The following is a 21,037-nucleotide window of genomic DNA, read 5'->3' on the forward strand; positions in this document are numbered from 1 at the left end:
ATCTCCGGCGATTCCGCCGATTATCGACCGTATCTTCGATCAAAACCGCAATTTGCTCCCCGCAAACGTATATCGACGATCCAGTAGCGCGTAGATTTCCTCGATGAGCGAATAGGCTGCACCGCCTACGCGGTCTCGCTGTTCCCCCGCCGGCGCGGGCTATGTGCTGACTGCGCCGGCGCTTGGCGCGCGTTCGGCGCGTATCGTATTCGGACCGCCGAACTGAGAGCCTCCGGCAGGTTAGCTGGCGTACCGCGTTCTAGCTATGATCGCGCGTCAGCTTGAGCATTGCCGGACAGCGCACGTTGGATGTCGACGCTCTGGCGCCATATATCGGTTTTATAACGACTTCGGATGCGTGAGGTACGGCGAAGGCGCCTGCGTCGAATCCGGCGCGGATATTCGTGTTCAGCTGGGCGAGGCGGGCGCGGCACGAGCAGTAGCGATATCTATCGACTGTACGCGAAGATTCGCTGCTGCGATAAGCCGGCCGGTGGCGTTAGGCGCCTTCCACGAAGGGGCGTAGGGCCGCCGAGCATGAGGACCAATCGATGCGGTGGCAGGAAGGTTATGGGGACGGTTGGACCTCCACGCACGTCGTCGCCGAGTAGCGGCTGTAAGCATCGCAGGGCCCGCAGAATCGCCGGATTTATCCTGGGGGGGCATATCGTCGGACCAGCGCGTGCCGATTCATCCGTTGTGCGCGCGCTACCCGATGGGCGCCCAACCCGCGCACTCGGCTTCGAGTGCGGTCTTCAACTGCTGATGCGCCCCAGGCGCCGAGCATCCCTCCCGGGCTCCGCGGAGAAGCCATCAGCCAGGCCTGCAGTCGGATCTTCCCGATCGGCCGCGTGTGGTGCCGGGCTCCTGCCGCAGCGTGGCAGGGGCAGCTGCAACCACGAAGAATGTCGTTACAGAGCAAGCGGGCGCATGGAGCCTTGTGCCGGTGTGGGAGAGCGACTCCAGACGAGTATCGTGCGTTCCCATGAGGCCGTCGAACACGACTGTGGCCGAATTCGGTGATGGGGCTGACCCGCTGCAACCGCGAGAAGGACGCCCGCCCGTACACGGCGCCCGCGGCAAATGACCACCAGGCGGTCCGCGGCACCGGCTGCCGGACCGCGATTGCGCGCCGGAAGCACCACCAACCCTCCCGCGAGCAACCACAGCCGGCTCACCAAACCCGCCCGGCACGAAATTTGCCGAAATTTTGTGTCTACCCGCTTGGCATTATGCGAAAGAGATCGTATGATGGCGGTCTTTCGTTTTTAGCGCAGATGCAGATCGGCGTTGAAGGCGGAGTCTGACGAAGATGTGGTGCCGGTCGGCAACATCTCGCGCTTGCCTTAGCCGGGCGAGAGCGGGGATCGGTGGGAAGCGGAAGTCGGGAAGAGAGTGAAAATAATCTTCCAGATATGCTTGACAGGAGTGCGATGCACCCCCATAATCGTCAGTTCTCTACGGAGGGGTGCCCGAGTGGCTAAAGGGGGCAGACTGTAAATCTGTTGGCTTACGCCTACGTTGGTTCGAATCCAACCTCCTCCACCAAGATATCAGCGCAGTGAGCGGCAAGGAATCGTTAGTGGCCCGTGCGGGTGTAGCTCAATGGTAGAGCAGAAGCCTTCCAAGCTTACGACGAGGGTTCGATTCCCTTCACCCGCTCCAGACCGCTAAGTTGAAGCGTAGCGCCCATGTGGCTCAGTGGTAGAGCACTCCCTTGGTAAGGGAGAGGTCGGCAGTTCGATCCTGCCCATGGGCACCAGCAGTAAAAAGTCAGTGTCTTGTTTGCGCTCGGCGCAACCTGTGAAATTCCTTCTGGGAGTCGAAAATGGCCAAGGGTAAATTTGAGCGGACCAAGCCGCACGTGAACGTTGGTACGATTGGTCACGTTGACCACGGCAAGACGACGCTGACGGCAGCGATCACGACGGTTCTGACGAAGAAGTTCGGCGGCGAAGCGAAGGCATACGACCAGATCGACGCGGCACCGGAAGAAAAGGCGCGCGGCATCACGATCAACACGGCACACGTCGAGTACGAAACGGCTAACCGCCACTACGCACACGTCGACTGCCCGGGCCACGCTGACTATGTGAAGAACATGATCACGGGCGCAGCGCAGATGGACGGCGCGATCCTGGTTTGCTCGGCAGCAGACGGCCCGATGCCGCAAACGCGTGAGCACATCCTGCTGGCGCGTCAGGTTGGCGTTCCGTACATCATCGTGTTCCTGAACAAGTGCGACATGGTGGACGACGCAGAACTGCTCGAGCTGGTCGAGATGGAGGTTCGCGAGCTCCTGTCGAAGTACGACTTCCCGGGCGACGACACGCCGATCGTGAAGGGTTCGGCAAAGCTGGCGCTGGAAGGCGACACGGGCGAGCTGGGCGAAGTGGCGATCATGAGCCTGGCCGACGCGCTGGACACGTACATCCCGACGCCGGAGCGTGCAGTTGACGGCGCGTTCCTGATGCCGGTGGAAGACGTGTTCTCGATCTCGGGCCGCGGTACGGTGGTGACGGGTCGCGTCGAGCGCGGCATCGTGAAGGTCGGCGAGGAAATCGAAATCGTCGGTATCAAGCCGACGGTGAAGACGACCTGCACGGGCGTTGAAATGTTCCGCAAGCTGCTGGACCAAGGTCAGGCGGGCGACAACGTCGGTATCCTGCTGCGCGGCACGAAGCGTGAAGACGTGGAGCGCGGCCAGGTTCTGGCGAAGCCGGGTTCGATCACGCCGCACACGCACTTCACGGCTGAAGTGTACGTGCTGAGCAAGGACGAAGGCGGCCGTCACACGCCGTTCTTCAACAACTACCGTCCGCAGTTCTACTTCCGTACGACGGACGTGACGGGCTCGATCGAGCTGCCGAAGGACAAGGAAATGGTGATGCCGGGCGACAACGTGTCGATCACGGTGAAGCTGATCGCTCCGATCGCGATGGAAGAAGGTCTGCGCTTCGCGATCCGCGAAGGCGGCCGTACCGTCGGCGCCGGCGTCGTCGCCAAGATCATCGAGTAAGCCAGTTATTCGTTGATCGACAGTTTTGGGGCTGGCGTCAGCCGGCCCCAGCATGGTTTAGGGGTATAGCTCAACTGGCAGAGCGTCGGTCTCCAAAACCGAAGGTTGGGGGTTCGATTCCCTCTGCCCCTGCCAAAAATCGCCACGTGTCCCACGTGGCATTTGTTTTAAGGTGTTATGGCGAATCCATCCGTCGAAACTGTAAATACCTCCGGCGATAAGCTGATGCTGGCCCTGGGCGTATTGCTGGTGTTGGCCGGATTCGTGGGCTTCTTCTGGCTGGCCAATCAGCAGTGGTATGTCCGCGGTGCCGCGTTGGCGGTAGGTATCATCGCCGGCGTGGCCGTCGGGCTGATGTCCGCCCCTGGCAAGAGCCTCATCGCGTTTGCCAAGGATTCGTACAAGGAAGTCCGGAAGGTCGTATGGCCCACCCGCAAGGAAGCAACGCAAACCACACTCGTCGTGTTCGGTTTCGTGCTCGTGATGGCGATTTTCCTCTGGTTGAGTGACAAATCGATCGAATGGGTGATTTTCTCGGCGATTCTGGGTTGGAAATGATATGAGCGATACTCCGGCATCCCCGAGCGGAAAGCGTTGGTACGTCGTGCACGCCTACTCCGGTATGGAGAAGAGCGTGCAACGTGCGCTTCAAGAGCGCATCGAACGTGCTGGCATGCAGGACAAATTCGGTCAGATCCTGGTTCCGACCGAAGAAGTGGTCGAAGTCAAAGGCGGCCACAAGGCTGTGACCGAGCGTCGTTTCTTCCCCGGCTACGTGCTGGTGGAGATGGAAATGACGGACGAAACGTGGCACCTCGTGAAGAACACCGCGAAGGTCACCGGCTTCGTCGGCGGTGCGCGTAACCGCCCGACCCCGATTTCCCCGAAGGAAGTCGAGAAGATCATGTCGCAGATGCAGGAAGGCGTCGAAAAGCCGCGCCCAAAGACCCTGTTCGAAGTCGGCGAGATGGTGCGTGTCAAGGAAGGTCCGTTCACGGACTTCAACGGCACCGTCGAAGAAGTCAACTACGAGAAATCGCGCGTGCGTGTGTCGGTCACCATCTTTGGCCGCTCCACCCCGGTCGAACTCGAGTTCGGTCAGGTCGAAAAAGTTTGATCCCGATTCGGTGGGCAGCCTCGGCTGCCCACCTTCGCGCTTACGGCCCGCGTCATGGCCGTTGAGGAGCGTCAGTAGCCAGCGGCGAACGCGCGTTATCACTCACCGAACGCCTTCTCCGGCGTTCCAATGAGGTTTCAAATGGCAAAGAAGATTATCGGCTTTATCAAGCTGCAGATCCCTGCAGGTAAAGCCAACCCGTCGCCGCCGGTCGGTCCGGCACTGGGCCAGCGCGGCCTGAACATCATGGAGTTCTGCAAGGCGTTCAACGCGCAGACTCAAGGCATGGAGCCGGGTCTGCCGGTGCCGGTGGTCATCACGGCATTCGCTGACAAGAGCTTCACGTTCGTGATGAAGACGCCGCCGGCAACCGTCCTGATCAAGAAGGCGGCGAAGGTGGACAAGGGCTCGAGCAAGCCGCACACCGACAAGGTCGGTTCGATCACGCGCGCTCAAGCCGAAGAAATCGCGAAGACCAAGATGCCGGACCTTACGGCAGCTGATCTGGACGCAGCCGTTCGCACCATCGCTGGTAGCGCACGCTCGATGGGTATCACTGTGGAGGGCGTGTAAATGGCTAAGATCTCCAAGCGCCGTCAGGCATTTGCCGCCAAGGTCGACCGTCAGAAGCTGTACGCGATCGAAGACGCACTGAGCCTCGTGAAGGAATGCGCGAGCGCGAAGTTCGACGAGTCGATCGACGTCGCAGTCCAGCTCGGCATCGATGCGAAGAAGTCGGACCAGGTCGTTCGTGGTTCGGTCGTTCTGCCGGCAGGTACGGGCAAGTCGGTTCGCGTTGCCGTGTTCGCGCAAGGCGAAAAGGCCGAGCAGGCACGTGCAGCAGGCGCGGAAATCGTCGGTATGGAAGACCTGGCTGAGCAGATCAAGGCTGGCCAGATGGACTTCGACATCGTGATCGCTTCGCCGGACACGATGCGTATCGTCGGTACGCTCGGCCAGATCCTCGGCCCGCGCGGCCTGATGCCGAACCCGAAGGTCGGTACGGTCACGCCGGACGTCGCAACCGCCGTCAAGAACGCGAAGGCTGGTCAGGTGCAATTCCGTGTCGACAAGGCCGGTATCATCCACGCGACCATCGGCCGTGCATCGTTCGAGCCGACCGCGCTGCGTTCGAACCTGTCGGCGCTGATCGAAGCGCTGCAGAAGGCGAAGCCGGCAACGAGCAAGGGCGTGTACCTGCGCAAGATCGCACTGTCGAGCACGATGGGCGTCGGCGTGCGTGTCGACCAGGCTACGCTGGCAGCGCAGTAAGCAAGTATTCGGGCCGCTTCGTTCGCGAGGCGGCCTACATGGGCTTTGGGCGGTTGTTCGTGCAGCAGGGCGAACAACCGGTTATCAAAGACCGTTGGTGGGGCGCAGCAGGCAGGCGATCCCTTAATTCAAGCCAACGCAGATGGCGAACCCGAAAAAGTTTTGCAGTGGTGAAGCCGCAGGCCGCGAAGCGATTCGCGGCGTGAGGTGGAAATACTCCTAACGAGGTCGGACGCCGTTGTTGAACGAGGTACGTGAGGTTTCGGCCATACCGGCCACGCCGAACGTATCGTTTCTGGAGGCTAACCGTGCCGCTTAATAGAGAAGACAAGCAAGCCGTCGTCGCTGAGGTTTCCGCGCAAGTCGCGAAGGCCCAGACCGTTGTGCTGGCTGAGTATCGTGGAATTGCGGTTGGCGATCTGACCAAGCTGCGCGCGAAAGCGCGTGAGCAACAGGTTTACCTGCGCGTGTTGAAGAACACGCTGGCGCGTCGCGCCGTCGAAGGTACGCCTTTTGCTCCGCTGGCAGAGCAGATGACTGGTCCCCTGATCTACGGCATCTCGGAAGATGCCATTGCTGCTGCCAAGGTCGTCAACGACTTCAGCAAGAGCAATGAAAAGTTGGTCATCAAGGCTGGTTCGTTCGATGGCAAGGTGATGGACAAGGCTGGCGTGCAAGCGCTGGCAAGCATCCCGAGCCGCGAAGAACTGCTCTCGAAGCTGCTGTTCGTTATGCAATCGCCTGTTTCGGGCTTCGCGCGTGCTCTCGCCGCGCTGGCCGAGAAGAAGCAAGCGGAAGCTGCGTAAGCGAACGTGCATCAGCGTTACTGATCGCTGGCTGTATCCGAATTCAATTTAGGAGTATTTCAAATGGCAATCGCAAAAGAAGACATCCTGGCAGCAGTCGAAGGGATGACCGTTCTGGAACTGAACGAACTGGTCAAGGCGTTCGAAGAGAAGTTTGGCGTGTCGGCAGCTGCAGTGGCAGTCGCTGGCCCGGCAGGCGGCGGCGCAGCTGCTGCAGCAGAAGAGAAGACCGAATTCACGGTCGTCCTGGCTGAAGCCGGCGCCAACAAGGTTTCGGTCATCAAGGCCGTTCGCGAACTGACGGGCCTGGGCCTGAAGGAAGCGAAGGATCTGGTTGACGGTGCACCGAAGCCCGTCAAGGAAGGCGTCGACAAGGCTGCTGCTGAAGAAGCCAAGAAGAAGCTGGAAGAAGCTGGCGCGAAGGTCGAAGTCAAGTAAGTTTCGGCGCGCTGTGCGAAGGCTGGCGGTATTTTCACCGCCGGCCTTTTTGTGCTTTGTGGGGTCGTTATTCTGGCACTCATTCGGGAGCCCGAATAATCGGCCCCAGAAGCCAAAGAAAACCGCCTGATCGTTGTGATGGATCACTCACGATTGGCGGTTCTCTTTGTCTTCTGAAGCGACTGCAGAAGGCAAGTTTGGTCGGGTAGCGGGCAACACAGGCATCCGCTGCCGTCAGCCAGCGGTTGGTAGCGGCCAACCACCAAGCTTCTCGGCTCGTTCAAGCCGTCGAACGGCCATCGGGTCTCAGTCGGTGAACACTCGGGTTTGAAACGTCCAGGTATTCCGCCTCGATAGCACCCGCCGTGATTCGGAGATCGTATGCAATATTCCTTCACCGAGAAGAAGCGCATTCGCAAGAGTTTCGCGAAGCGCCCCATCGTTCACCAAGTTCCGTTCTTGCTGGCTACCCAGCTTGAATCATTCAGCACGTTTCTGCAAGCCGATGTGCCCGCGACGCAACGTAAGCCTGAGGGTTTGCAGGCCGCGTTCACATCGGTATTTCCCATTGTTTCGCACAACGGTTTCGCGCGCCTCGAGTTCGTGAGCTATGCGCTGTCCTCGCCGGCATTCAACATCAAGGAATGCCAGCAGCGTGGCCTGACGTACTGCTCCGCGCTGCGCGCGAAGGTCCGCCTCGTCATCCTCGACAAGGAATCGCCGAACAAGCCGGTCGTCAAGGAAGTGAAGGAGCAGGAAGTGTACATGGGCGAAATTCCGCTCATGACGCCGACGGGCTCGTTCGTCATCAACGGCACCGAGCGTGTCATCGTCTCGCAGCTGCACCGTTCGCCGGGCGTGTTCTTCGAACACGACAAGGGCAAGACGCACAGCTCGGGCAAGCTGCTGTTCTCGGCACGGATCATTCCGTACCGCGGCTCGTGGCTCGACTTCGAATTCGATCCGAAGGACATCCTGTACTTCCGCGTCGACCGTCGCCGCAAGATGCCGGTCACGATCCTGCTGAAGGCCATCGGCCTGACGCCGGAACAGATCCTCGCGAACTTCTTCGTGTTCGACAACTTCACGCTGATGGACGAAGGCGCGCAACTCGAGTTCGTGCCCGAGCGCCTGCGTGGTGAAGTCGCGCGTTTCGACATCACGGATCGCGACGGCAAGGTCATCGTCCAGAAGGACAAGCGGATCAACGCGAAGCACATTCGCGACCTCGAAGCCGCGAAGACCAAGTTCATCTCGGTGCCGGAAGACTATCTGCTCGGCCGCGTGCTGGCGAAGAACGTCGTCGACGGCGACACCGGCGAAGTGATCGCGAGCGCGAACGACGAAGTCACGGAAAGCGTGCTCGAGAAGCTGCGCGAAGCGGGCATCAAGGACATCCAGACGCTCTACACGAACGATCTGGACCAGGGTCCGTACATCTCGTCGACGCTGCGTGTCGACGAAACGACCGACAAGACGGCCGCGCGCATCGCGATCTACCGCATGATGCGTCCGGGCGAGCCGCCGACCGAAGAGGCGGTCGAGGCGCTGTTCAACCGTCTGTTCTACAGCGAAGAAGCGTACGACCTGTCGAAGGTCGGCCGTATGAAGTTCAACCGCCGCGTCGGCCGTGACGAGATCGTCGGCCCGATGACGCTGCAGGACGACGACATCCTCGCGACGATCAAGATCCTCGTCGAGCTGCGCAACGGCAAGGGCGAAGTGGACGACATCGACCACCTCGGCAACCGTCGCGTGCGTTGCGTCGGCGAACTGGCGGAAAACCAGTTCCGCGCGGGTCTCGTGCGTGTCGAGCGCGCGGTCAAGGAACGCCTCGGCCAGGCCGAAAGCGAAAACCTGATGCCGCACGACCTGATCAACTCGAAGCCGATTTCGTCGGCGATCCGCGAGTTCTTCGGTTCGTCGCAGCTGTCGCAGTTCATGGACCAGACCAACCCGCTGTCGGAAATCACGCACAAGCGCCGTGTTTCCGCGCTGGGCCCGGGCGGTCTGACGCGCGAGCGCGCAGGCTTCGAAGTCCGCGACGTGCACCCGACCCACTACGGCCGCGTGTGCCCGATCGAAACGCCGGAAGGTCCGAACATCGGCCTGATCAACTCGCTCGCACTGTACGCGCACCTGAACGAGTACGGCTTCCTCGAGACGCCGTACCGCAAGGTCGTGGACAGCAAGGTGACCGACCAGATCGACTACCTGTCGGCGATCGAGGAAGGCCGCTACATGATCGCCCAGGCGAACGCCGCGATCGACGAGAACGGCACGCTGATCGACGAACTCGTGTCGTCGCGCGAAGCCGGCGAAACGATGATGGTCACGCCGGATCGTATCCAGTACATGGACGTCGCGCCGTCGCAGATCGTGTCGGTGGCAGCGTCGCTGATCCCGTTCCTCGAGCACGATGACGCGAACCGTGCGCTGATGGGTTCGAACATGCAGCGTCAGGCCGTGCCGTGTCTGCGTCCGGAAAAGCCGGTCGTCGGTACGGGCATCGAGCGCACCTGCGCGGTCGACTCGGGTACGACGGTCCAGGCGTTCCGCGGCGGTGTGGTCGACTACGTCGACGCAGGCCGTATCGTGATTCGCGTGAACGACGACGAAGCGGTCGCAGGTGAAGTCGGTGTCGACATCTACAACCTGATCAAGTACACGCGTTCGAACCAGAACACGAACATCAACCAGCGTCCGATCGTGAAGATGGGCGACAAGGTCTCGCGCGGCGACGTGCTGGCCGACGGCGCGTCGACGGACCTGGGCGAGCTCGCGCTCGGCCAGAACATGCTGATCGCGTTCATGCCGTGGAACGGCTACAACTTCGAGGATTCGATCCTGATCTCGGAGAAGGTGGTCGCGGACGATCGCTACACGTCGATCCACATCGAAGAGCTGAACGTCGTTGCACGCGACACGAAGCTCGGGCCGGAAGAAATCACGCGCGACATCTCGAACCTGGCGGAAGTCCAGCTCGGCCGTCTCGACGAATCGGGCATCGTGTACATCGGTGCGGAAGTCGAAGCGGGCGACGTGCTGGTCGGCAAGGTCACGCCGAAGGGCGAGACCCAGCTGACGCCGGAAGAGAAGCTGCTGCGCGCGATCTTCGGCGAGAAGGCTTCGGACGTGAAGGACACGTCGCTGCGCGTGCCGTCGGGCATGAGCGGCACCGTGATCGACGTCCAGGTGTTCACGCGTGAAGGCATTCAGCGCGACAAGCGTGCGCAACAGATCATCGACGACGAACTGAAGCGCTACCGTCTCGACCTGAACGACCAGTTGCGCATCGTGGAAGGCGACGCGTTCCAGCGTCTCGCGCGCATGCTCGTGGGCAAGGTCGCGAACGGCGGTCCGAAGAAGCTCGCGAAGGGCACGAAGATCGATCAGGCTTACCTGGAAGATCTCGACCACTACCACTGGTTCGACATCCGCCTCGCGGACGACGAAGCAGCGGCATCGCTCGAAGCGATCAAGAACTCGATCGAAGAGAAGCGTCACCAGTTCGACCTCGCGTTCGAAGAGAAGCGCAAGAAGCTCACGCAAGGCGACGAACTGCCGCCGGGCGTGCTGAAGATGGTCAAGGTGTACCTCGCGGTGAAGCGCCGTCTGCAGCCTGGCGACAAGATGGCAGGCCGTCACGGTAACAAGGGTGTCGTGTCGAAGATCGTCCCGATCGAAGACATGCCGTACATGGCCGACGGTCGTCCGGCAGACGTCGTGCTGAACCCGCTCGGCGTGCCGTCGCGGATGAACGTGGGTCAGGTTCTGGAAGTGCACCTCGGCTGGGCTGCGAAGGGCCTCGGCTGGCGTATCGGCGAAATGCTGCAGCGTCAGGCGAAGATCGAGGAACTGCGCGTGTTCCTGACGAAGATCTACAACGAGTCGGGCCGCCAGGAAGATCTGGAAAGCTTCACCGACGACGAGATCCTCGAACTCGCGAAGAACCTGCGCGAAGGCGTGCCGTTCGCGACGCCGGTGTTCGACGGTGCGACCGAGGAAGAAATGGGCAAGATGCTCGACCTCGCGTTCCCGGACGACATCGCCGAACAGCTCGGCATGAACCCGTCGAAGAACCAGGTCCGCCTGTACGACGGCCGCACGGGTGAAATGTTCGAACGTCGCGTGACGCTCGGCTACATGCACTACCTGAAGCTGCACCACTTGGTCGACGACAAGATGCACGCGCGTTCGACCGGCCCGTACTCGCTCGTCACGCAGCAGCCGCTGGGCGGTAAGGCGCAGTTCGGTGGCCAGCGCTTCGGTGAAATGGAAGTGTGGGCGCTCGAAGCGTACGGCGCGTCCTACGTGCTGCAGGAAATGCTGACGGTGAAGTCGGACGACGTGACCGGCCGGACGAAGGTGTACGAAAACCTCGTCAAGGGCGATCACGTGATCGATGCAGGCATGCCGGAATCCTTCAACGTGCTCGTGAAGGAAATCCGCTCGCTCGGTATCGATATCGATCTCGACCGCAATTAATCGGACTACGGAGAGAAAGCAATGAAAGCTCTGCTCGATCTATTCAAGCAAGTCCAACAGGAAGAAGTTTTCGACGCGATCAAGATCGGTCTGGCCTCGCCCGACAAGATCCGTTCGTGGTCGTTCGGCGAAGTGAAGAAGCCGGAGACCATCAACTACCGTACGTTCAAGCCGGAACGCGATGGTCTGTTCTGCGCGAAGATCTTCGGGCCGATCAAGGACTACGAGTGCCTGTGCGGTAAGTACAAGCGCCTGAAGCACCGTGGCGTGATCTGCGAGAAGTGCGGCGTCGAAGTGACGCTGGCGAAGGTGCGTCGCGAACGGATGGGCCACATCGAACTGGCCTCGCCGGTCGCGCACATCTGGTTCCTGAAGTCGCTGCCGTCGCGTCTGGGCATGGTGCTCGACATGACGCTGCGCGACATCGAACGCGTGCTGTACTTCGAAGCGTACGTGGTGATCGAACCGGGCATGACGCCGCTGAAGGCGCGGCAGATCATGACCGAAGAGGATTACTACAACAAGGTCGAGGAATACGGCGACGAATTCCGTGCCGAGATGGGCGCGGAAGGCGTGCGTGAACTGCTGCGCGCGATCAATATCGACGAGCAGGTCGAGACGCTGCGCACCGAGCTGAAGAACACCGGCTCGGAAGCGAAGATCAAGAAGTACGCGAAGCGCCTGAAGGTCCTCGAGGCGTTCCAGCGTTCGGGCATCAAGCCCGAGTGGATGATCCTCGAAGTGCTGCCGGTGCTGCCGCCGGAACTGCGTCCGCTGGTGCCGCTGGACGGCGGCCGTTTCGCGACGTCGGACCTGAACGACCTGTATCGCCGCGTGATCAACCGTAACAACCGGTTGAAGCGTCTGCTCGAGCTGAAGGCGCCTGAAATCATCGTCCGCAACGAAAAGCGGATGCTGCAGGAAGCCGTCGACTCGCTGCTCGACAACGGTCGTCGCGGCAAGGCGATGACGGGCGCGAACAAGCGTCCGCTGAAGTCGCTCGCCGACATGATCAAGGGCAAGGGCGGTCGTTTCCGTCAGAACCTGCTGGGCAAGCGCGTCGACTACTCGGGCCGTTCGGTCATCGTGGTCGGCCCGACGCTGAAGCTGCACCAGTGCGGTCTGCCGAAGCTGATGGCGCTCGAACTGTTCAAGCCGTTCATCTTCAACAAGCTGGAAGTGATGGGCGTTGCCACGACCATCAAGGCTGCGAAGAAGGAAGTCGAGAACCAGACGCCGGTGGTGTGGGACATCCTCGAAGAGGTGATCCGCGAGCACCCGGTGATGCTGAACCGTGCGCCGACGCTGCACCGTCTCGGTATCCAGGCGTTCGAGCCGGTCCTGATCGAAGGCAAGGCGATCCAGCTGCATCCGCTCGTCTGCGCGGCGTTCAACGCCGACTTCGACGGTGACCAGATGGCCGTTCACGTGCCGCTGTCGCTCGAAGCGCAGATGGAAGCGCGCACGCTGATGCTGGCGTCGAACAACGTGCTGTTCCCGGCCAACGGCGATCCGTCGATCGTGCCGTCGCAGGATATCGTGCTGGGTCTCTACTATGCGACCCGCGAAGCGGTCAACGGCAAGGGCGAAGGCCTGTCGTTCACGGGCGTGTCGGAAGTCATCCGCGCGTACGAGAACAAGGAAGTCGAGCTGGCCTCGCGCGTCAACGTGCGGATCACCGAAATGGTCCACAACGAAGACACGTCGGAAGGCGCACCGCCGTTCGTGCCGAAGATCACGCTGTACGCGACGACCGTCGGCCGAGCGATCCTGTCGGAGATCTTGCCGCACGGCCTGCCGTTCTCGGTGCTGAACAAGCCGCTGAAGAAGAAGGAAATCTCGCGCCTGATCAACACGGCGTTCCGCAAGTGCGGTCTGCGTGCGACGGTCGTGTTCGCCGACCAGCTGATGCAGTCGGGTTTCCGTCTCGCGACGCGTGCCGGCATCTCGATCTGCGTGGACGACATGCTCGTGCCGCCGCAGAAGGAAACGATCGTCGGCGACGCCGCGAAGAAGGTGAAGGAGTACGACCGCCAGTACATGTCGGGTCTCGTCACCGCGCAGGAACGCTACAACAACGTGGTCGACATCTGGTCGGCAACGTCGGAAGCGGTCGGCAAGGCGATGATGGAGCAGCTGTCGACGGAGCCGGTGACGGACCGCGACGGCAACGAGACGCGCCAGGAGTCGTTCAACTCGATCTACATGATGGCCGACTCGGGCGCCCGGGGTTCGGCGGTTCAGATTCGTCAGCTGGCCGGTATGCGTGGCCTGATGGCGAAGCCGGACGGCTCGATTATCGAGACGCCGATTACCGCGAACTTCCGCGAAGGTCTGAACGTGTTGCAGTACTTCATCTCGACCCACGGTGCACGTAAGGGTCTGGCTGATACGGCACTGAAGACCGCGAACTCGGGTTACCTGACACGTCGTCTGGTCGACGTCACGCAGGATCTGGTCGTGGTGGAAGACGATTGCGGCACGTCGAACGGCGTGGCGATGAAGGCGCTGGTCGAAGGCGGTGAAGTCGTCGAAGCGCTGCGCGACCGTATCCTCGGCCGCGTCGCGGTCGCGGACGTCGTGAACCCGGAAACGCAGGAAACGCTGTATGAATCGGGCACGCTGCTCGACGAAACGGCGGTCGAGGAAATCGAACGCCTCGGCATCGACGAAGTGCGCGTGCGCACGCCGCTGACCTGCGAGACGCGTTACGGCTTGTGCGCAGCCTGCTACGGTCGCGACCTCGGCCGCGGCTCGCTCGTGAACGTCGGCGAAGCGGTCGGGGTGATCGCAGCGCAGTCGATCGGCGAACCGGGCACGCAGCTGACGATGCGTACGTTCCACATCGGTGGCGCGGCATCGCGTGCGGCAGTGGCTTCGTCGGTCGAAGCGAAGAGCAACGGTATCGTCCGCTTCACGGCGACGATGCGCTACGTCACGAACGCGAAGGGCGAGCAGATCGTCATTTCCCGTTCGGGCGAAGCGATGATCACCGACGACTTCGGTCGCGAGCGCGAGCGTCACAAAGTGCCGTACGGCGCGACGCTGCTGCAGCTCGACGGCGCGACGATCAAGGCCGGCACGCAGCTCGCCACGTGGGATCCGCTGACGCGTCCGATCATCACCGAGTACGGTGGTACGGTGAAGTTCGAGAACGTCGAGGAAGGCGTGACCGTCGCGAAGCAGATCGACGACGTGACCGGCCTGTCGACGCTGGTCGTGATCGACGTGAAGCGCCGCGGTTCGCAGGCTTCGAAGAGCGTGCGTCCGCAGGTGAAGCTGCTCGACGCGAACGGCGAGGAAGTGAAGATTCCGGGCACGGAGCACGCAGTGCAGATCGGCTTCCAGGTCGGCGCGCTGATCACCGTGAAGGATGGCCAGCAGGTGCAGGTCGGTGAAGTGCTCGCACGTATCCCGACGGAAGCGCAGAAGACGCGTGACATTACCGGCGGTCTGCCGCGGGTGGCGGAACTGTTCGAAGCGCGTTCGCCGAAGGATGCCGGCATTCTCGCGGAAGTCACCGGTACGACGTCGTTCGGCAAGGACACGAAGGGCAAGCAGCGTCTCGTCATCACGGACCTCGAGGGCAACCAGCACGAGTTCCTGATCGCGAAGGAAAAGCAGGTTCTGGTTCACGATGCCCAGGTCGTCAACAAGGGCGAAATGATCGTGGACGGTCCGGCCGATCCGCACGACATCCTGCGTCTGCAGGGTATCGAGGCGCTGTCGCGCTACATCGTCGACGAAGTGCAGGACGTGTACCGTCTGCAGGGCGTGAAGATCAACGACAAGCACATCGAGGTGATCGTTCGCCAGATGCTGCGTCGTGTGCAGATCACCGACAACGGCGATACGCGCTTCATCCCGGGCGAACAGGTCGAGCGTTCCGACATGCTGGACGAGAACGATCGCATGATCGCCGAGGGCAAGCGTCCGGCTTCGTACGACAACGTGCTGCTCGGTATCACGAAGGCATCGCTGTCGACCGACTCGTTCATCTCCGCGGCATCGTTCCAGGAAACGACCCGCGTGCTGACCGAAGCGGCGATCATGGGCAAGCGCGACGATCTGCGCGGCCTGAAGGAAAACGTGATCGTCGGCCGTCTGATTCCGGCCGGTACGGGTCTCGCGTTCCACAAGGCACGCAAGGCGAAGGAATCTTCGGATCGCGAGCGTTTCGACCAGATCGCAGCGGAAGAGGCATTCGACTTCGGCACGCCGAGCGCGCCGGCGGAAGAGCCGCAACACCCGGCAGCCGAGTAAGCGCGGCGCGGCGCAAGCCGCGTTGCCTTGCTATCATCGCTGTCACCGAAACCGCCCGGTTCTGCCGGGCGGTTTTTTTTCATCCTTCGTTCACGCGCATGACGTGCCTGTGCCGCGCCGGCGCTTGCCCCGCGATCGCCTTCGGTATGACCGCGACAGGCCCGTGATGCACGCGAACGAACCCTGACCGAATGGCCAACATCGTGCGATTCGCCACGCGTCGCGCGAGCGGGTTGTTAAAATTGCGGTCATCGTTTAGCCGTCCCTGGTCTCATTCATGTCCCGCGCCCTCGAAATACTCGACGAAGTCTTTGGTTACTCCGCCTTTCGCGGCCAGCAGGGCGAGATCGTCGAGCACGTCGCCGGCGGCGGCGATTGTCTCGTGCTGATGCCGACCGGCGGCGGCAAGTCGCTGTGCTACCAGATCCCCGCGCTGCTGCGCCGCGAGGCTGGGCAGGGCGCCGGCATCGTCGTGTCGCCGCTGATCGCGCTGATGCAGGACCAGGTCGCCGCGTTGAGCGAAGTCGGCGTGCGCGCGGCCTACCTGAATTCGACGCTGTCGGGCGCCGAGGCGGCGGCCACCGAGCGCGCGCTGCGCGAAGGCGACATCGATTTGCTGTACGTCGCGCCGGAGCGGTTGATGACCGGGCGCTTCCTCGAGCTGCTCGAGCGCGCGAAGATCGGCCTGTTCGCGATCGACGAAGCGCACTGCGTGTCGCAATGGGGGCACGATTTCCGCCCGGAATACATTCAGCTATCGGTGCTGCACGAGCGCTTCCCGTCGGTGCCGCGCATCGCGCTGACCGCCACTGCCGATGCGATCACGCGCGACGAAATCATCCATCGTCTCGCGCTCGACGACGCGCGCGTGTTCGTGTCGAGCTTCGACCGCCCGAACATCCGCTATCGGATCGTCGAGAAGGACAACGCGCGTTCGCAGCTGCTCGACTTCATCCGCGCCGAGCACACGAATGCCGACGGCACGACGGACGCCGGCGTCGTCTATTGCCTGTCGCGCCGCAAGGTCGAGGAAACAGCCGAATGGCTGAAGGCGCAGGGCGTGCGTGCGCTGCCGTATCACGCGGGCATGGAGTTCGAGGTGCGGCAGAAGCACCAGGAAATGTTCCAGCGCGAGGAAGGCATCGTGATGTGCGCGACGATCGCGTTCGGCATGGGCATCGACAAGCCCGACGTACGCTTCGTCGCGCACCTCGATTTGCCGAAGAGCGTCGAAGGCTACTACCAGGAAACCGGCCGCGCGGGCCGCGACGGGATGCCCGCGAACGCGTGGATGGCGTACGGCCTCGGCGACGTCGTCCAGCAGCGCAAGATGATCGACGAGTCGGACGCGGACGACGCGCACAAGCGCGTGCAGACGTCGAAGCTCGACGCGCTGCTTGGGCTGTGCGAGACGATCTCGTGCCGCCGCGTCCGGCTGCTGAACTACTTCGGCGAGGCGAGCCAGCCGTGCGGCAACTGCGACACGTGCCTCGAGCCGCCCGATTCATGGGACGCGACGCGCGAGGCGCAGATGGCGCTGTCGTGCGTGTTCCGCGCGCAGCGTGCAAGCGGCTTCAACTTCGGCGCGAGCCATCTGATCGAGATCCTGCGCGGCGGCCGCACCGAGAAGGTGCTGCAGCGCGGCCATGACCAGTTGAGCACGTTCGGGATTGGCGCGGCGCTCTCCGAGCCCGAGTGGCGCGCGATTTTCCGGCAACTGGTCGCGTACGGCTACCTGGCCGTCGATCATGGCGGCTTCGGCGCGCTGGTGCTCACCGAGGCCGCGAAGCCGGTGCTGAAGAACGAGGAAAAGGTCACGTTGCGCCGCTACGTGAAGCCGCAGCGCACGCGCCAGTCGTCGAGCCGCAGCGGCACGCGCGTCGACCCGACGGCCGGCATGGGCGCCCGCGAGCGCGCACGGTGGGACGCGCTGCGTGCCTGGCGCGCGGAAACCGCAAAGACGGACGGCGTGCCGGCCTACGTGATCTTCCACGACGCGACGCTCGCCGAAATCGCGCGCAACGCGCCGGAGACGATCGAGGACCTGCGCCACATCCCCGGCATGGGCGTGCGCAAGCTCGAGCGCTTCGGCGACGAGATCATCGACGTCGTCGAATCGGCCTGACACAGCGTTCCGACCCCTGCTGTAAACCGCGCGCTCGGCCGGCAAATCACGCAAGCCGTTGACTTAGTTGGCATTTCCGGAATATCATGCTGGGTTCCGGTATTCGGTGGGCCGAGTCGCGTTCGACAGTTCGCACCCGATTCGCCGGTTCGGAAGTCAACTGTGCGTCGATTCTCGCTTTGCCCGAAATCGGCGTGCAGATTTTGTTCAATTTCAGGAATAAACAATGCCAACCATCAACCAACTGGTTCGCAAAGGCCGTCAGTCGGAAACGACGAAGAGCAAGAGCCCGGCCCTGCAGGACTGCCCCCAGCGTCGCGGCGTGTGCACCCGTGTGTACACGACGACGCCGAAGAAGCCTAACTCGGCACTCCGTAAGGTCGCCAAGGTTCGTCTGACGAACGGCTTCGAAGTGATTTCGTACATCGGCGGTGAAGGCCACAACCTGCAGGAGCACTCGGTTGTGCTGATCCGCGGCGGCCGTGTGAAGGACTTGCCGGGTGTGCGTTACCACATGGTTCGCGGCTCGCTGGATACCCAGGGCGTCAAGGACCGTAAGCAAGCGCGTTCGAAGTACGGCGCGAAGCGTGCAAAGGCTGCCAAGTAAGCAGTTTTTGATCAGGGATCGCCGCAGGGCGGTCAAGGCGGGAGTGCCGGATTGCCGGTGCTGTCGAGTAAGTGGTCACCCGGCCAAGCTGGTTAGTCGTGAAGATGTGATCGGGTTTGTTGGTGGCCGCGGAGCTGAATCCAGCTCCAACTGAACAAGTAAAGGAAGAATCATGCCGCGTCGTCGCGAAGTCCCCAAGCGGGAAGTGTTGCCGGATCCGAAGTTCGGTAACGTTGATGTTGCCAAGTTCATGAACATGCTGATGCTGTCCGGCAAGAAGTCGGTCGCAGAGCGCATCGTTTATGGCGCATTCGAACAAATCCAGACCAAGGGTGGCAAGGACCCGCTGGAAGTGTTCACGGTTGCGCTCAACAACGTGAAGCCGGTGGTCGAAGTGAAGAGCCGTCGCGTTGGTGGTGCCAACTATCAAGTTCCGGTCGAAGTGCGCCCGTCGCGTCGTATGGCATTGGCGATGCGCTGGCTGCGTGAGGCTGCGAAGAAGCGCAGCGAGAAGTCGATGGCCCTGCGCCTGGCAGGTGAACTCTCCGAGGCGGCCGAAGGCCGTGGCGGCGCGATGAAGAAGCGCGACGAAGTTCACCGCATGGCAGAAGCCAACCGCGCGTTCTCGCATTTCCGTTTCTAAGCGCCTGGCTGGGCTGTTTGCGGAAATAAATTCCGGGCGGGTGCGCTTTTCAGGCGCCTCGCCCGTTTGTGTTGAGGCGTGATGCGGCAGGGCTGCATCACGTCATCCCAGTAGAGGATCAAAGTGGCTCGCAAGACTCCTATCGAGCGCTACCGCAATATCGGTATTAGCGCTCACATCGACGCCGGCAAAACGACGACGACCGAGCGCATTCTGTTTTACACCGGTGTGAACCACAAGATCGGTGAAGTCCACGACGGCGCAGCCACGATGGACTGGATGGAGCAGGAACAGGAACGTGGCATCACGATCACGTCCGCTGCTACCACGGCCTTCTGGAAGGGCATGGGCGGCAACTATCCGGAACACCGCATCAACATCATCGACACCCCGGGCCACGTCGACTTCACGATCGAAGTGGAGCGCTCGATGCGCGTGCTCGACGGCGCGTGCATGGTGTACTGCGCAGTGGGCGGCGTGCAGCCGCAGTCGGAAACGGTGTGGCGCCAGGCGAACAAGTACAAGGTGCCGCGTCTCGCGTTCGTCAACAAGATGGACCGTACCGGCGCGAACTTCTTCAAGGTCTACGACCAGCTCCGTCTGCGCCTGAAGGCGAACCCGGTTCCGGTCGTGGTGCCGATCGGCTCGGAAGAAAACTTCAAGGGCGTGGTCGACCTGATCAAGATGAAGGCGATCATTTGGGACGAAGCGTCGCAAGGCACGAAGTTCGACTACGTCGACATCCCGGCCGAGCTCGCGGAAACCTGCAAGGAATGGCGCGAAAAGATGGTCGAAGTGGCTGCCGAAGCCAGCGAAGACCTGATGAACAAGTACCTGGAAGAAGGCGATCTGCCGGAAGCCGACATCGTCAAGGCGCTGCGTGATCGTACGATCGCATGCGAAATCCAGCCGATGCTGTGCGGTACCGCGTTCAAGAACAAGGGCGTGCAGCGTATGCTCGACGCCGTGATCGACTTCCTGCCGTCGCCGGTCGACATCCCGCCGGTCAAGGGCGAGCTCGAAAACGGTGAAGAAGCCGAGCGCAAGGCGTCGGACGAGGAGAAGTTCTCGTCGCTCGCGTTCAAGATCATGACCGACCCGTTCGTCGGCCAGCTGATCTTCTTCCGTGTGTACTCGGGCGTCGTCAATTCGGGCGACACGCTGCTGAACTCGACCAAGGGCAAGAAGGAACGCCTCGGCCGTATTCTGCAGATGCACGCGAACCAGCGTGAAGAAATCAAGGAAGTCCGCGCAGGCGACATCGCCGCAGCGGTCGGCCTGAAGGAAGCGACCACGGGCGACACGCTGTGCGACCCGGCGAACCCGATCGTTCTCGAACGCATGGTGTTCCCGGAGCCGGTGATTTCGCAGGCAGTCGAGCCGAAGACCAAGGCCGACCAGGAAAAGATGGGCCTCGCGCTGAACCGTCTGGCTCAGGAAGACCCGTCGTTCCGCGTGCAGACCGACGAAGAGTCCGGCCAGACCATCATTTCGGGCATGGGCGAGCTCCACCTCGAAATTCTGGTCGACCGGATGAAGCGTGAATTCGGCGTGGAAGCGACCGTCGGCAAGCCGCAGGTTGCGTACCGCGAAACGATCCGTTCGACGGCGAAGGATGTCGACGGCAAGTTCGTCAAGCAGTCGGGTGGTCGCGGCCAGTACGGTCACGCGGTCATCACGCTCGAGCCGAACGAACAAGGCAAGGGCTACGAGTTCTTCGACGAGATCAAGGGTGGTGTGATTCCGCGCGAATACATCCCGGCGGTCGACAAGGGTATCCAGGACACGCTGAAGTCGGGCGTGCTGGCTGGCTTCCCGGTCGTCGACGTGAAGGTTCACCTGACGTTCGGTTCGTACCACGACGTTGACTCGAACGAAAACGCGTTCCGCATGGCCGGTTCGATGGCGTTCAAGGAAGCGATGCGCAAGGCGAACCCGGTCGTCCTCGAGCCGATGATGGCTGTCGAAGTCGAGACGCCGGAAGACTACATGGGCAACGTGATGGGCGACCTGTCGGGCCGTCGCGGTATCGTCCAGGGCATGGAAGACATGGTCGGCGGCGGCAAGATCGTGCGCGCCGAAGTGCCGCTGTCGGAAATGTTCGGTTACTCGACGTCGCTGCGTTCGCTGACGCAAGGTCGTGCAACGTACACGATGGAGTTCAAGCACTACGCTGAAGCTCCGCGCAACGTTGCCGAAGCGATCATCAGCGCGAAGTCGAAGTAAATCTGCAGCTACCAACCGATAATTTTTGAAAGA

At 61.9% G+C, this 21,037-nt stretch carries 13 protein-coding genes and 4 tRNA genes; all 17 read left to right on the top strand.

Annotated features, from left to right (window positions below):
* Positions 1-1,462 precede the first annotated feature (1,462 nt).
* Positions 1,463-1,548: transfer RNA gene (locus tag J8I33_RS32170), tRNA-Tyr, on the top strand.
* A gap of 43 nt (positions 1,549-1,591) precedes the next feature.
* Positions 1,592-1,665: transfer RNA gene (locus J8I33_RS32175), tRNA-Gly, on the top strand.
* A 22-nt stretch (positions 1,666-1,687) separates the two neighbouring features.
* Positions 1,688-1,762, top strand: a tRNA-Thr gene (locus J8I33_RS32180).
* 66 nt (positions 1,763-1,828) lie between these two features.
* Entirely contained in the window at positions 1,829-3,019 is a 1,191-nt protein-coding gene (gene tuf, locus J8I33_RS32185; RefSeq protein WP_011350666.1) for an elongation factor Tu, read from the top strand.
* Positions 3,020-3,078: 59 nt separating this feature from the next.
* A tRNA-Trp gene (locus J8I33_RS32190) sits at positions 3,079-3,154 on the top strand.
* 42 nt (positions 3,155-3,196) lie between these two features.
* The gene (gene secE, locus J8I33_RS32195; protein ID WP_006482892.1) at positions 3,197-3,577 is read left to right on the top strand and encodes a preprotein translocase subunit SecE; all 381 of its coding nucleotides are present in this window, start codon (positions 3,197-3,199) and stop codon (positions 3,575-3,577) included.
* 1 nt (position 3,578) lies between these two features.
* Positions 3,579-4,136: a transcription termination/antitermination protein NusG gene (gene nusG, locus J8I33_RS32200; RefSeq protein WP_006400672.1), complete on the top strand. Its 558-nt coding sequence runs from the start codon at positions 3,579-3,581 to the stop codon at positions 4,134-4,136.
* A gap of 141 nt (positions 4,137-4,277) precedes the next feature.
* The gene (rplK, locus tag J8I33_RS32205) at positions 4,278-4,709 is read left to right on the top strand and encodes a 50S ribosomal protein L11 (protein ID WP_006477201.1); all 432 of its coding nucleotides are present in this window, start codon (positions 4,278-4,280) and stop codon (positions 4,707-4,709) included.
* Positions 4,710-5,408 carry a 50S ribosomal protein L1 gene (rplA, locus tag J8I33_RS32210; protein WP_006482906.1) on the top strand — a complete coding sequence of 233 codons (699 nt, stop codon included), beginning with the start codon at positions 4,710-4,712 and terminating at the stop codon, positions 5,406-5,408.
* Positions 5,409-5,716: 308 nt separating this feature from the next.
* On the top strand, positions 5,717-6,214 hold the full coding sequence (rplJ, locus tag J8I33_RS32215; RefSeq protein ID WP_011546647.1) for a 50S ribosomal protein L10: 498 nt from the start codon (positions 5,717-5,719) through the stop codon (positions 6,212-6,214).
* Between the two features lie 63 nt (positions 6,215-6,277).
* Positions 6,278-6,652: a 50S ribosomal protein L7/L12 gene (gene rplL / locus J8I33_RS32220; RefSeq protein ID WP_006477198.1), complete on the top strand. Its 375-nt coding sequence runs from the start codon at positions 6,278-6,280 to the stop codon at positions 6,650-6,652.
* Between the two features lie 381 nt (positions 6,653-7,033).
* Positions 7,034-11,140, top strand: coding sequence for a DNA-directed RNA polymerase subunit beta (gene rpoB / locus J8I33_RS32225; RefSeq protein ID WP_124557464.1), 4,107 nt, complete (start codon positions 7,034-7,036; stop codon positions 11,138-11,140).
* 21 nt (positions 11,141-11,161) lie between these two features.
* Entirely contained in the window at positions 11,162-15,403 is a 4,242-nt protein-coding gene (gene rpoC / locus J8I33_RS32230) for a DNA-directed RNA polymerase subunit beta' (RefSeq protein ID WP_050013169.1), read from the top strand.
* 277 nt (positions 15,404-15,680) lie between these two features.
* Positions 15,681-17,528 carry a DNA helicase RecQ gene (gene recQ, locus J8I33_RS32235; protein ID WP_050013168.1) on the top strand — a complete coding sequence of 616 codons (1,848 nt, stop codon included), beginning with the start codon at positions 15,681-15,683 and terminating at the stop codon, positions 17,526-17,528.
* A gap of 226 nt (positions 17,529-17,754) precedes the next feature.
* Positions 17,755-18,135 carry a 30S ribosomal protein S12 gene (gene rpsL / locus J8I33_RS32240; RefSeq protein WP_006400662.1) on the top strand — a complete coding sequence of 127 codons (381 nt, stop codon included), beginning with the start codon at positions 17,755-17,757 and terminating at the stop codon, positions 18,133-18,135.
* A gap of 172 nt (positions 18,136-18,307) precedes the next feature.
* On the top strand, positions 18,308-18,778 hold the full coding sequence (gene rpsG, locus J8I33_RS32245) for a 30S ribosomal protein S7 (protein WP_006477195.1): 471 nt from the start codon (positions 18,308-18,310) through the stop codon (positions 18,776-18,778).
* Between the two features lie 123 nt (positions 18,779-18,901).
* Positions 18,902-21,004, top strand: a complete 2,103-nt coding sequence (gene fusA, locus J8I33_RS32250; protein ID WP_044849034.1) for an elongation factor G — start codon at positions 18,902-18,904, stop codon at positions 21,002-21,004.
* Positions 21,005-21,037 lie beyond the last annotated feature (33 nt).

It is taken from the genome of Burkholderia sp. AcTa6-5 (assembly GCF_017815075.1).
Classification (GTDB): Bacteria; Pseudomonadota; Gammaproteobacteria; order Burkholderiales; family Burkholderiaceae; genus Burkholderia; species Burkholderia sola.

What these genes read in the sequence shown, in the direction of transcription:
- tuf (WP_011350666.1), top strand. Translation starts at nt 1,829, where the DNA reads ATGGCCAAGGGTAAATTTGAGCGGACCAAGCCGCACGTGAACGTTGGT.
- secE (WP_006482892.1), top strand. Translation starts at nt 3,197, where the DNA reads ATGGCGAATCCATCCGTCGAAACTGTAAATACCTCCGGCGATAAGCTG.
- nusG (WP_006400672.1), top strand. Translation starts at nt 3,579, where the DNA reads ATGAGCGATACTCCGGCATCCCCGAGCGGAAAGCGTTGGTACGTCGTG.
- rplK (WP_006477201.1), top strand. Translation starts at nt 4,278, where the DNA reads ATGGCAAAGAAGATTATCGGCTTTATCAAGCTGCAGATCCCTGCAGGT.
- rplA (WP_006482906.1), top strand. Translation starts at nt 4,710, where the DNA reads ATGGCTAAGATCTCCAAGCGCCGTCAGGCATTTGCCGCCAAGGTCGAC.
- rplL (WP_006477198.1), top strand. Translation starts at nt 6,278, where the DNA reads ATGGCAATCGCAAAAGAAGACATCCTGGCAGCAGTCGAAGGGATGACC.
- rpoB (WP_124557464.1), top strand. Translation starts at nt 7,034, where the DNA reads ATGCAATATTCCTTCACCGAGAAGAAGCGCATTCGCAAGAGTTTCGCG.
- rpoC (WP_050013169.1), top strand. Translation starts at nt 11,162, where the DNA reads ATGAAAGCTCTGCTCGATCTATTCAAGCAAGTCCAACAGGAAGAAGTT.
- recQ (WP_050013168.1), top strand. Translation starts at nt 15,681, where the DNA reads ATGTCCCGCGCCCTCGAAATACTCGACGAAGTCTTTGGTTACTCCGCC.
- rpsL (WP_006400662.1), top strand. Translation starts at nt 17,755, where the DNA reads ATGCCAACCATCAACCAACTGGTTCGCAAAGGCCGTCAGTCGGAAACG.
- rpsG (WP_006477195.1), top strand. Translation starts at nt 18,308, where the DNA reads ATGCCGCGTCGTCGCGAAGTCCCCAAGCGGGAAGTGTTGCCGGATCCG.